General features: G+C 57.2%; 9 protein-coding genes. 5 read left to right on the top strand and 4 right to left on the bottom strand.

Annotated elements, in window-relative coordinates; translation table 11 throughout:
- The first annotated feature begins 10 nt into the window (after window positions 1–10).
- The 3 genes from ACT3T6_RS13350 to ACT3T6_RS13340 all read left to right on the top strand — a co-directional run bounded on the left by ACT3T6_RS13350 (window position 11) and on the right by ACT3T6_RS13340 (window position 2336).
- Window positions 11–571 (top strand): GNAT family N-acetyltransferase, encoded by a 561-nt coding sequence (locus ACT3T6_RS13350; protein WP_193053450.1) that lies wholly within the window; start codon window positions 11–13, stop codon window positions 569–571.
- A gap of 110 nt (window positions 572–681) precedes the next feature.
- Entirely contained in the window at window positions 682–1518 is an 837-nt protein-coding gene (locus tag ACT3T6_RS13345) for an alpha/beta fold hydrolase (RefSeq protein WP_193053451.1), read from the top strand.
- An 86-nt stretch (window positions 1519–1604) separates the two neighbouring features.
- Entirely contained in the window at window positions 1605–2336 is a 732-nt protein-coding gene (locus tag ACT3T6_RS13340) for an ABC transporter substrate-binding protein (RefSeq protein ID WP_193053452.1), read from the top strand.
- Window positions 2337–2405: 69 nt separating this feature from the next.
- Here the strand turns inward: ACT3T6_RS13340 and nirD are convergent, their stop codons facing one another.
- Genes nirD through ACT3T6_RS13325 form a run of 3 tightly spaced genes read right to left on the bottom strand, consistent with a single transcriptional unit; the run spans window position 2406 to window position 6618 of the window.
- Window positions 2406–2795: a nitrite reductase small subunit NirD gene (nirD, locus tag ACT3T6_RS13335; RefSeq protein ID WP_193053453.1), complete on the bottom strand. Its 390-nt coding sequence runs from the start codon at window positions 2793–2795 to the stop codon at window positions 2406–2408.
- A 26-nt stretch (window positions 2796–2821) separates the two neighbouring features.
- A complete protein-coding gene (gene nirB / locus ACT3T6_RS13330) occupies window positions 2822–5332 on the bottom strand; it encodes a nitrite reductase large subunit NirB (RefSeq protein ID WP_193053454.1) in 2511 nt (836 codons plus the stop codon).
- Window positions 5333–5334: 2 nt separating this feature from the next.
- Entirely contained in the window at window positions 5335–6618 is a 1284-nt protein-coding gene (locus tag ACT3T6_RS13325) for an NAD(P)/FAD-dependent oxidoreductase (RefSeq protein ID WP_193053455.1), read from the bottom strand.
- Window positions 6619–7412: 794 nt separating this feature from the next.
- On the opposite strand from ACT3T6_RS13325, the gene ACT3T6_RS13320 reads away from it, so the two are divergent.
- Both ACT3T6_RS13320 and cobA read left to right on the top strand, forming a co-directional pair.
- Window positions 7413–10148: a nitrate reductase gene (locus ACT3T6_RS13320; RefSeq protein WP_193053456.1), complete on the top strand. Its 2736-nt coding sequence runs from the start codon at window positions 7413–7415 to the stop codon at window positions 10146–10148.
- Window positions 10108–11022: a uroporphyrinogen-III C-methyltransferase gene (gene cobA, locus ACT3T6_RS13315; RefSeq protein WP_192526677.1), complete on the top strand. Its 915-nt coding sequence runs from the start codon at window positions 10108–10110 to the stop codon at window positions 11020–11022. The genes ACT3T6_RS13320 and cobA overlap by 41 nt, the downstream gene beginning before the upstream one ends.
- Here cobA and ACT3T6_RS13310 read toward each other — a convergent pair.
- Window positions 10987–12246 (bottom strand): MFS transporter, encoded by a 1260-nt coding sequence (locus ACT3T6_RS13310; RefSeq protein WP_192526678.1) that lies wholly within the window; start codon window positions 12244–12246, stop codon window positions 10987–10989. The genes cobA and ACT3T6_RS13310 overlap by 36 nt on opposite strands.
- Between the last annotated feature and the right edge of the window lie 48 nt (window positions 12247–12294).

Genomic DNA, 12294 nt, shown 5'->3' with positions numbered 1-12294 from the left:
ACGAACGGCGATGACTCCACAAAGAGATGTACGTATTCGCCATACCAAGGATTTAACCTTCAGCCTGTTAACCCCGGAAGATGCCTTTGAACTGTTGGCGTTTGAGACCGCAGAGCGGGCGTGGTTTGAGCAGCATATCGAAGCGCGCAGGAAGCAGTTTTATACCCCGCATGGTGTGTCACAGCATATTGTTGAGTGTCTGGCACTCAATGCTCATGGGCGTATGAGCCCTCAGCTTATTCGCCATAAAGGCGTCATTATCGGGCTCGCCAATCTGCGTGATATTGATCAGGGCAGTGCTCAGGTCGGCTATCGCCTTGCTGAAAACGCCTGCGGGCAGGGAATCGCCCAAAAAGCGCTTCATCACCTGATGAAAGAGGCCCGCTGTATTTATGGTCTGGACACGCTGACAGCGACCGTTTCGGTTGAAAACAAGGCATCTCAGCGCGTGCTCGAAAAAGCCAAGTTCACATTAGTTGAAAAACTGTCGGCTTATTCTCACGTAGCCGATCAGCACCTGGAGTGCTTGGTGTATCAATGTGCGCTAAGGGAAAAGATTGAATGCCCGTAAGTTCAAGCTGTTCCCATACGGGCTGATCGTCTTTTGGTAAGTGGTAATAACGTGTACTAACCTTTAAACGCATTAATGGACAAACATTACGCCAACGGGAGGGTTTAACAATGCCTATGCTGAGCGTCGGCACGGAGCAGGGTACGCCGGTAGAGCTTTATTACGAAGTATACGGAGCAGGTAAGCCCGTGGTACTTATCCACGGCTGGCCATTGAGCGGCCGTTCCTGGGAAAAGCAGGTGCCCGCCCTGGTAGAAGCAGGCTACAAGGTTATTACTTACGACCGCCGTGGGTTTGGCTGGTCCACCCAGGCAGATGGCGGGTACGACTACGATACGCTGGCCGCCGACCTGAAAAAGCTGATTGATACGCTTGATCTTAACGATGCCACACTGGTGGGCTTTTCCATGGGCGGTGGAGAAGTGGCCCGCTATATTGGAAGCTACGGCACTGGCCGCGTGACGAAAGGCGTATTTGCCGCTGCCGTTCCGCCTTACCTGTATAAGGCAGATGATAACCCGGATGGTGGGTTGGATGACGCGACCATTAACGGGTTTTTGGACGGTGTTCGCGGTGACCGGATCGCATTTCTGGAAGACTTCACCAAGGATTTTTTCTCAACCTCTGATAACAGTGACTTAATCAGCGAGCCAAATCGACTCTATCATCGCGATATCGCCGCCTTTGCCTCGCCACTAGCCACCTATGAATGCGTCAAAGCGTTTAGCTATACCGACTTTCGCAAAGACCTGCCCAAAATCGACGTGCCTACGCTGATACTCCATGGCGACGGCGATCAAATTGTACCGTTTGAGGTCAGCGGCAAACGCGCCGCCGAGCTTTTACCTGAGGCGAAAACGCATATTATTAAGGGTGGCCCACATGCGATTAACGCAACTCATGCTGATGAGTTTAATAAAGTGCTGATCGATTTTATCAAGAGCTGATTAAACGATTATCTTGCCGTTAGCGCCGCCCCCGGGGCGGCGTTTTTAATGGCGGAGCATTAAAGCGCTAACACCAGGAGTTAACGATGAGTGACGCATCAGCGTTAAGAAAAGTAATGGCACCTACTGGCGTACTGCGCGCCACCATCAATGTCGGTAATCCTGTTCTGGCAGGGCTTGATGTCGAGCACCAGCCGTTTGGTGTGTCGGTTGATCTGGCAACATTGATTGCACATAGACTGGAGGTCGAGCTTGAACTTCAGGTGGTTGCCTCTGCGGGTGAGGCCGTTGACGTTGTCAGCCGAGAGGAAGCCGATATGGGCTTTTTTGCGCTCGACCCCAGGCGCGGCGAGAGCATCGAATTTACCGCACCCTATGTATTCATTGAGGGGTGTTACCTGGTCCGTGAAGACTCTCCGATCACGGCGCAGGAAGAGGTAGATCGCCTCGGGCAGCGTATCGTGGTGGGTAAAGGCAGCGCTTATGATCTGTACCTAAGCCGCACCATTGAACAGGCCGAGCTGGTCAGAGCCCCCACGTCGCCCAAGGTGGTGGCGTTCTTTAGAGAGCATCAGTTGGATATCGCCGCAGGCGTTAAGCAGCAGCTGGAAGCCGGTATCGAAGAGTTTGGTGGCATGCGGTTACTGCCCGGCCACTTCATGACCATTCAGCAGGCCATGGGCGTTCCTAAAGGCCGCTCGCCCGAAGCGGCTGCATTTCTTTCCGCGTTTATTGAAGAAGTCAAAGCGCAAGGTGAGGTAGCCCGTTTGCTGGAGAAGCACGGTGTTCAAGGAGTCTCGGTCGCGCCCAGCGCTTAATGGACTGACGCCAGGCCGCTTGAGTAAGCGGCTTGGCGGATTGATGTTCTTCATCGTTGTTTCTTGGTATCAACCCTCAATCCACACATCAGCTTCTTTAAAGCTCACCTTCCAGGTAGCTAGCGTGACGCTGTCGTCTTCCACGCACTGGCCATCTTCCAAACGAAAGTGCTGCTTGTAAATGGGGGAAGCCACCACGGCGGCGCCCTTTATATCGCCCACAATGCCGTGGGCAATCACATTGGCGTTGGAAAACGGGTCGTGGTGATCAATCGCGTAAAGCTCACGCTCAAAGCCCGGCAAGTAAAATAGCGCGACTTGCGTCGGCCCCTGTGGTGTTTCAAGCCACGCAGCAACCCCGGAAAACGCGACTAGGTCGGTTTTGCTGCACAGTTTATGGCCGGTCGGTGCCTGTCTGCTTTGTGTAACCGTTGCTTGCTTCACTGCGGTAGCGGTCATGGAGTAGCCCTTTAAAGTGATGTTGGTTAGGCAGGCCGTAGCTGGCCGCGCTCACTGGTCATGATGATCGATGGGTCGGGGCGGCTATCGTTGACGTAGCTTCTAAAGCGCTTGAGCTTATCCGGGTCACTGATGGCGCCTGCCCATTCGCACTGATAGTTATCCACCACGGTTTGCATCTGGCGCTCCAGTTCATCACCCATGCCCAAGCTGTCGTTGAGAATCACCTCTTTCAGATACTCCAGCCCGCCTTCCAGGTTTTCCCGCCATACCGAGGTACGCTGCAAGCGATCCGCCGTGCGCACGTAGAACATCAGAAAACGGTCGATGGTGCGGTAGAGGGCTTCGTCGTCAAGATCGGTGGCAAACAGCTCGGCATGGCGTGGGCGCATGCCGCCGTTGCCGCACACGTAGAGGTTCCAGCCGTTTTCGGTGGCGATAATGCCGATATCCTTGCTTTGCGCTTCGGCGCATTCGCGGGTACAGCCTGATACGCCAAATTTGATCTTGTGCGGTGCACGAAGGCCCTTGTAGCGGTTCTCAAGTTTGATCGCCATGCCCACGCTGTCCTGCACGCCGTAGCGACACCAAGTGCTGCCCACGCAGGATTTCACCGTACGCAGCGACTTGCCGTAGGCGTGGCCGGTTTCAAAGCCAGCTTCGATCAGCTCGCCCCAGATATCAGGCAGGTCTTCCAGGCGTGCGCCGAACAGATCAATCCGCTGGCCGCCGGTGATCTTGCTATAAAGGCCGTACTTTTGCGCTACCTGACCCAGCACCACCAGTTTATCCGGTGTAATTTCCCCGCCTGCAATGCGCGGCACGACCGAATAGGTGCCGTTTTTCTGCATATTGGCCATGAAAGTGTCGTTGGTATCCTGAAGCGGGATATGCGCAGCGTCGGTAATCGGCTCGTTAAAGCAGGAGGCGAGAATGGAACCGACCGCAGGCTTGCAGATATCGCAGCCCAAGTGGTGGGTGCTAGGCGCGCCGTGCTTTTCGATCAACTCGCTGAAGGTCTTGATGCCCTCCACGCGCACGATGTCGTAAAGCTCTTGGCGGGTGTGCTGAAAGTGCTCGCAAATCGACTTGTCCACCTCAACGCCGCGTGCGGCCAGCTCATGATCCACCACGCTTTTCAAAAGCGACGCGCAGCCACCGCAGCCGGTGCTGGCGCGGGTGTCACCTTTCACGGATGCCAAGTCGCTGGCGCCTGCGTCAATGGCCGCGCAAATGCTGGCCTTGGTGACGTTATGGCACGAGCAGATCATTGCCGTTTCCGGCAGCGCGTCCGGGCCAAGTGCCGGGGCGGCGCCGCTTTGCGGCAAAATCAATGAGGCGGGCTCTTTGGGCAGCTCGATACCGTTGGCGTAATACTGAAGCAAGGTGTCGTAGACGCTGTTATCGCCCACCAGCATGGCGCCCAAGAGCTTCTTGCCGTCGCTTGAGACCACCATCTTGCGGTAAATCTGGGTAAGTGGGTCAAGGTAGCGAAACATCCGTGCGCCGGGGTTTTGAGTGCCGTGGGCATCGCCAATCGAGCCGACGTCCACACCCAGAAGTTTAAGCTTGGTGCTCATATCGGCACCGGTAAAAGAAGCATCGCCACCGGTGAGCGTCGAAAGCGCTGTCTTTGCCATCTGATAGCCAGGCGCCACCAGGCCAAAAATGCTCTGATTCCACAGCGCCACTTCGCCAATGGCTAAAATCGCCGGGTCGCTGGTTTGGCACTGATCGTTGATCACTACGCCGCCGCGCTCGCCGATCTCCAGGCCGCACTCCCGGGCCAGTTGATCACGCGGGCGAATACCCGCCGAGAACACGATCAGGTCGGTTTCCAGTATTTTGTCATCCTGAAACACCATGCGATGGCGGCTGGCTGCACCATCTTCAATGCGCTGAGTGGCCCGCTCGGTGAGTACCTGAACACCCAAGGCTTCGATTTTTTCGCGCAGCAGCTCGCCGCCCTCGCTATCCACCTGCATGGGCATCAGGCGTGGGGCGAACTCAATCACCGCGGTTTCCAGATTCAATCCGCGCAGTGCGTTGGCCGCTTCCAGACCCAACAGACCGCCGCCCACTACAACGCCGGTGGCCGCACTTTGCGCCGCCTCGCGGATGGCGTCCAGGTCGTCCAGCGTGCGATACACCAGGCAGCCTTCGCGATCGTTACCGGGAATGGGCGGCACGAAAGGGTAAGAGCCGGTGGCCAGTACCAGATGATCATAGGCGTAATGGCCGTGCTCGGTGGCTAGCGTTTTTGCCGCGCGATCGATGGAGATCACCGCTTCGCTGCTGTTGAATGTCACGCCATGGCTTGCGTAGTAGTCGGCATCACACAGGGCCAGCGCTTCGGCGTCGCGGCCCTTGAAGTATTCAGAAAGGTGCACGCGATCATAAGCACGATGGCGCTCTTCGCCAAACACGGTGACGTTCATCTGTGACAGGGCACCGTTTTCAACCAGCTGCTCGACCAGGTGGTGGCCGACCATACCGTTACCAATAATAATCACGTTGCGTTTAGAGGTGATGGACATGGCTAAGCTGCCTCCAGCGTCGATGAGGGAGTGGGTGGGGTATCAAGAAGCAGGGCGTTGGCATCGGCTTCACCAAACAACAACGCCTGGCGGCAGGCGCCCAGATCGGTTTTGGCTAGCGCCTGGGCGAAATACCAGGGGCCGGAATGGGTATCGCCATACAGCACGGCGCCTTCAAGCCTTCCGTTGCGCAGTAACAGGCGGCGGTAGTCGCCGTTTTCCGGGTCGCTGTAATGCAGTACTTCATGTTCTGGCGCGGCCTCCGTGGGGCCAAACGCGTAGAGGGCCAGGCCGCTGATTTTAAGCTTGGTAGCGGTTGGCGCCTCACGATAGCGGACGCTGCCATCGCCACACAGCGTGTTGGCTAACACATCTACCTGGCGCCAGATCGGCTCGACCAGGCCGTAGGTGTGCTGCTCGAACTGGCAACACTCGCCCAATGCATGAATATGCGGGTCGGAGGTAGTGAGCGTGTCATCAACCATGATGGCGCGCTGTGTAGCCAAGCCTGCCTGATGGCCAAGTTCTGCGTTAGGTGTAACGCCGGTTGCCACGATGACGCTTTGGGCAGGCAGGCGCTGGCCATCCTCCAGTACAACGGCGGCCAGGCTTCCCGCGCCGTCGTCTTCAAAATGGCTGATGCGTGCATTGGTTAAGATGGTCAAGCCACGTTGGGTAAGCGTCGTTTCTAGAAGCCCAGCGGCCATGCTATCCAGCTGACGATTCATTAACCGCTTACTTCGCTGTAGAACGCTGACGCTGGCACCCCGCTTGCGAAGCCCTTCAGCGGCCTCGAGCCCCAACAGCCCGCCGCCGACCACGACGCATTCCCCGCCCTGCAAGGCAAACTTTGCGAGCGTGTCGGCATCTTGCAGGGTACGAAACCCATGCACGCCGTTAAGGCCAATGCCGGGTACCTCGGGCAGCGTCGGGCGTGAGCCGGTGGCAATCACCAGGCGGTCATAAGTTAGCGTGCGGCAGGGAGTGACAACGCGCTGTTCTGCACGGTTGATCTCCAGCACGCATTCATTTAAGTGCAGGGTGATACCTTGCTTGGCGTACCACTGCGCATCCCGCAAGGTGAGGGCGCTAGGCGGCATTTCATCGGCGAGCAGTGGCGATAGCAGTATCCGGTTATAAGCGGGAGATGCTTCTGCACCAATCACCGTTATTTGCTGGGGTCGGTGAGGCAATTTAACGACCGCCTCTAGCAGACGCTGGCTCGCCATGCCGTTGCCGATAATGACCAAGTGATCATCAGACGAGCACCGAGAGATAGCGATCATGGGTTGCTCCTTACTGTTTCGCGCTTGGCTGCCAATACCTGTCTACAAAGACCTGGCTACAAATATCTGGCAGCGATAAATGCTGTCGTGGCGCAGCGCTGAAGAAAAAACAATAAAAAAGCCCCTGAGTTAGCGTCCCGGGCAAGTGGATTGCCAGGAAAACCGTATCAGGGGCTTCGTTGCCCGGTAGCTGAGGCCAAACCCGTTCGTGGGTTAAGCACAGAGCAGCCACCGTTGGCTGCCAGCTAGACTTGAATTTATCTAATCAGTACAGGGCAATTAATCAGCCAAACATCGCTCGTTATTTATTTTTATATTACTTATCAATAGGTTGATTTAAATAAATAGGTTGAAGAAAGCGCCTTTTCAGCCGCTTAAGCTCAGCCTGCGCACGCTCTTGGTGCGCTAAGCGGTAAAGATGCACCGAGAGTAGTCAGCGTTTGAAAATAAACTGTCTACACGGTCGGTCGAAAGATATTCTATTGTTTATTAACCTGCTGTTTAAGCTGGTATTTTTATTTTAATAGGCTGGTTGGCGCAGGCCTTGCTATTACCTTGGTAACAAGCAACAAAGCACAGACGGGTTTATCGGCACAATAAAATGCAGCCATCGAGTTTGACGGGCAAATAACAACGCTAACGCCATCAGACGACAGGCCATTAATAAATGTGTCCAATCCCAGCAGTGCGACATTCGGCACCGGTGCAGGTGTCCCTGAGACAACGGCGTCCAGGCAGGCTTCTTATGAGGCTCGCTTGGGCGCTTTTTGCTTTTTAAGCGGGAGGAAATCAGTATGTCCCAGGCCACACGCTCGGCTTGTAAAGCAAACACGACGTGCCCTTATTGCGGTGTCGGCTGCGGCGTAACCGCCACTGTGGCAGGCGGCACAATCAGCGCGGTTGAAGGCGACCGCGACCATCCCGCCAATTTTGGCCGGCTGTGTGTGAAAGGCTCGGCACTGCACGAAACCCTTGGCCACCATGACCGGCTCACCACGCCCTGGGTCGATGGCCAGGCCGTTGACTGGAATGTGGCATTAACCACCTTGGCAGAGCGGTTGCAAACGACTCGCGCAACTTACGGCGCAGAGTCCGTGGGTGCTTACCTTTCAGGTCAGCTATTAACCGAAGATTACTATGTGGCCAATAAGCTGTTTAAAGGCTTTTTAGGCACGCCGCACCTGGATACCAACTCGCGACTCTGCATGGCTTCTGCCGTGGCGGCGTATAAACGCTCGTTGGGCGCAGACGCCGTTCCCTGCAACTATGAAGATACTGAAGAGGCCGAACTGGTGGTGCTGGTGGGCTCGAATCTGGCCTGGAACCACCCGGTGCTTTACCAGCGCTTGAAGGTCGCCAAAACGCGCAATCCGCTGATGCGGGTGGTGGTCATCGACCCGCGCGTGACCGACAGCTGCGAAATTGCCGACCTGTACCTGGGCATCGCACCCGGCAGCGATGCGGTGCTGTTCAATGGCCTGCTGGCCTGGATGGCTGAGAATAACAAGCTGGATCAGCTCTATCTGGATCGCCATACACAAGGTTTCGACGAAGCGCTGCTGGCCGCGAGCCAGCATGATATTAATGACGTGGCGGCGATATGTGATATCGACCCTGAGCGGTTGGAGACCTTTTACTACTGGTTTGCCAGCCAACTCCATGTCGTGACGCTCTACTCCCAGGGCGTCAATCAATCCACAAGCGGTACTGATAAGTGCAATGCGATCATTAACTGCCATCTGGCGGGCGGCAAAATCGGTTTGCCCGGGGCGGGGCCTTTCTCGATCACCGGCCAACCCAATGCCATGGGCGGACGCGAAGTGGGTGGGCTTGCCAACCAGCTGGCCGCGCATATGGATTATCACACCCCTGGCGCCCTTGGCCGAATCACCCGCTTTTGGGCGACGGAAACGTTAATGCCCGAACTGCCCCAGGCGCCTGGCTATAAGGCGATCGAGCTTTTTGACGCGGTTGAGCGGGGCGAAATAAAGGCGCTTTGGATAATGGCCACCAACCCAGCGGTCAGCTTGCCGGATGCCGCCCGCGTGCGGCGTGCGCTTGAAAAGTGCTCACTGGTAATTGTGTCTGAGTGCGCAAGCCATACCGACCTGCTGGCCTACGCCGATATCATTCTGCCCGCGACGGGGTGGTCTGAAAAAGACGGCACGGTGACCAATTCCGAGCGGCGTATTTCACGCCAGCGTGGCTTGCTACCCGCGCCTGGCCAAGCGCGTCACGACTGGTGGATTATGTGCGAAGCCGCCAAGCGGTTAGGCTTTCAGGAGGCGTTTGACTATAGCCATCCCCATGAAATTTTTGATGAGCACGCGCGCCTTTCCGGCTTTGAGAATGAGGGAGAGAGCAAACGGCTATTCGATATTTCCGGCCTTGTGGGACTTGGGCGCGAGGGCTACGACGCGCTGGCGCCTATTCAGTGGCCGGTGACGTCTTCAGCGCCTCACGGAACGGCGCGGTTATTTGAAGATGGCAAGTTTGCCACGCCTGATGGGCGCGCCAACTTCATCGCCATAACGCCGCGCTTGCCGGAGCAACGCCTGAGTGACGCCTACCCGCTGCGCCTGAACACCGGGCGTATTCGCGACCAGTGGCACACCATGACGCGCACGGCACGCGCGCCCCGGCTGATGAATCATCGCCACGAGCCGTTTATCGAATTCCACCCAGGCGATGCTGCGAACTATGGCATTGGCGACCAGCAACTGGCAGTATTGTCCGCCGCCAGCGGCGAGTACCGGGGGCGCGTGCGTATCTCGAATGCCCAGCGGCGTGGCGAGGTGTTTATTCCCATGCACTGGAGCGATGCGTTCAGTAAATCGGCGCGTAGCGGTGCCATGCTAAAAGCTTTGACCGACCCTGTGTCAGGCCAGCCAGAAGCCAAGCACGGCGCTGTGGCGCTGGCACCGCTTGAAGTAGCCTGGGAGGCAACGCTGTTGATTGCCCATCCATTAGGGGATAATAGTCAGGAAGTGCCCCCGTGGTGCAGAAGCGATTATTGGGCACGCGTACCCATGCAGGGCTGTCAGCGCTGGCAGCTGGCAGATGCAAAACCGGTACATGACAGGGTGGCGCTGCTCGCTACGTGGCTACCCGAAGGGGCTTCTTTGTGGTGTGAAGACAGCGGCAATGGCCGCCTGCGCGCTGCGGCTATTGTGCAGGGCAAACTGCGCTGGTGGCTGATGGTCGGCCCGCCGCGCGAATTGCCCGGGCTTGCCTGGCTTGAAGCGCGTTTTAATGAAACAGTCATAAGTGATAAGCACCGGCGCCGGCTGTTAGCGGGGTGTGACGATGGAGCCGCCGATACCGGCCCCGTGGTATGCAGCTGCCACCAGGTGGGCCAGGCGGCGATTGTTAATGCCATTCGTGCCGGTGATGCCAGCGTTGAAGCATTGGGCGCACGGCTTGCCTGTGGAACCCAATGCGGTAGTTGTTTGCCTGAATTGAAGTCCCTGATTGAAGAGGAGCGTTCACATGCGCGTGCTAAGCAAGCGTCTACTACAGAAGTGGCCTGAGGCCACGATGCGCTTTACGCAGCGTGTGCTGTCGCCATTCCAGCGCTCCCCGCGCAGCGCCTCAAGTGCGCCTTCGCTTAAGCTACGCGGCGAATGCACGGCTGGGCATGTGTATCTGGTTGGTGCGGGCAGTGGTGATATGGAGCTGTTAACGCTGAAAGCCGCGCGGCTGTTAATGCAGGCCGATGCTATCGTGTATGACCGTTTGGTAGGCGACGATGTGCTGGGGCTGATTCCGCTTTCCGCCGAGCGCTACTACGTTGGCAAAGCCAGTGGCCATCACAGTATGCCTCAAGCGGAAATTGGCGCTTTGATGGTCAAGCTGGCAAGCGCCGGAAAATCGGTGGTGCGCTTGAAAGGCGGTGACCCCGGTATCTTTGCGCGTATGGGCGAAGAGCTTGCCGCTCTGGCGGATGCCAATGTGCCCGCGCACATCGTGCCCGGCATTACTGCGGCGTCTGCCGCCGCCGCAAGCCTGGGGATCCCGCTAACCGACCGGGGCCACTCTCAGCAGCTGCGCTTTATTACCGCACAGCTATGCCGTGAGGGCGGCGCGCCCGACTGGAAAACTCTGGCCCGCCGCGATGAAACCCTGGTGTTTTATATGGGGCTTTCCAAGGTAGAGGCCATTTGCGCAGGGCTACGTCAGGCCGGCTTGCCCGATGAGTGGCCGATCATGTTGGTCGCCAATGCCAGCCTGCCTGAACAGCAGGCATTGGTGGGTACCCTTAACGATATGCCCCAACGCCTGGCGGATCATCCGCTGCCATCACCCTGCGTGATTCTGGTGGGCAGCGTGGTGAGTATGGTGGCGAGCAGCCCCGCTAATGCGCTTGCCTCAGCGGGCATCATCGAAGCGGTCGACCTGACGTAGCGTTGGGAACAGGCGCATCCACAGGCCGACCACCGCCAACGTGCCCACGCCGCCAATCACCGCGGCGGGCACTACGCCAAACCCGGCAGCCATGCTGCCTGCGCGGAACTCGCCCAACTCATTGCTTGAGCCAATAAACAGCATATTGACGGCATTCACCCGGCCGCGCATTTCATCCGGCGTGGCCAGCTGAATCACAGTGGTGCGTACATAAACGCTGATCATATCGGCCGCACCCGCCACCAGCATGGCGATCATTGACACCCAGAACAGGGTTGAGAAGGCAAACACCAGATTCGCCAAGCCAAACACGGCCACGGCGGCAAACATCACATGCCCGGCGCGGCGCTTGATGCCGCGAACGCCAAGATAAAGCCCCATCAATAATGCACCCACCGCAATTGCGCTGCGCAATGCACCTAGCCCTTCAGGGCCAACATGCAGAACTTCCTGAGCGTAAATGGGCAGCAGCGCCACGACGCCACCCAGCAGCACGGCAAATAGATCCAACGAAATGGCGCCCAGAATAATCGGCTGATAGCGGATATAGCGAATGCCTGCGGAAAAGCGCTTCCAGGCGGTGCTTTCCAATACCTTGGCTTTCTCAACATAGAGCACTGGTACCAGCATCAGTAAGGCCAGCGCGACGATAAAGCAGCCCAAGCACACGGCATAAGCCAGGCTGCCGCCGCCCACACTGTAAAGTACGCCGCCCAGCAATGGCCCGCTAATCACTGCGACTTTCATGATCGAGCTATTCAGCGCAATGGCCTGGGCAAGCTGAGCGCGGGGCACAATATTGGGCAACATACTTTGCAGCGTGGGGCCGGTAAACGCCCGAGCACAGCCAAACAGAGCCAGCACAACATAAAATTCAATAACGCTACCGTGATTGGCCTGCGCCAATAAAAGCAGCAGTGCGCTACAAATGCCTTGTACTGCCCAGCTGAGTTGCAGAATGCGCTTGCGCGGAAAACGGTCGACCACATCGCCGGCGGGCAGCAGTAAAATCACCATAGGCAGAAACTGCGCAAGCCCCACATAGGCAAGCGACATGGCATCACGGGTAATGTCATATACCTGCCAGGCCACCACAATGGCCTGAATTTGCATGGCAAAAACGGCTGCAAGGCGGGAGAGAAGAAAGCTTAGAAAGCCCGGTTGGCGATGAATGGGAAGCAGCGGGGCATCGGTCGCTGCAAGCGTGTTGTTGTCTGGGGGCATGGGCGGTATCTTGGTTAGCAAGAGAATGTTAGCAAGCGAATTTTTATA

It is taken from the genome of Halomonas sp. 72 (genome assembly GCF_052379785.1).
Taxonomy (GTDB): Bacteria; Pseudomonadota; Gammaproteobacteria; order Pseudomonadales; family Halomonadaceae; genus Vreelandella; species Vreelandella citrativorans.
The sequence above is the reverse complement of the archived record's forward strand: the minus strand, read 5'-3'. Positions and strand labels throughout refer to the sequence as shown.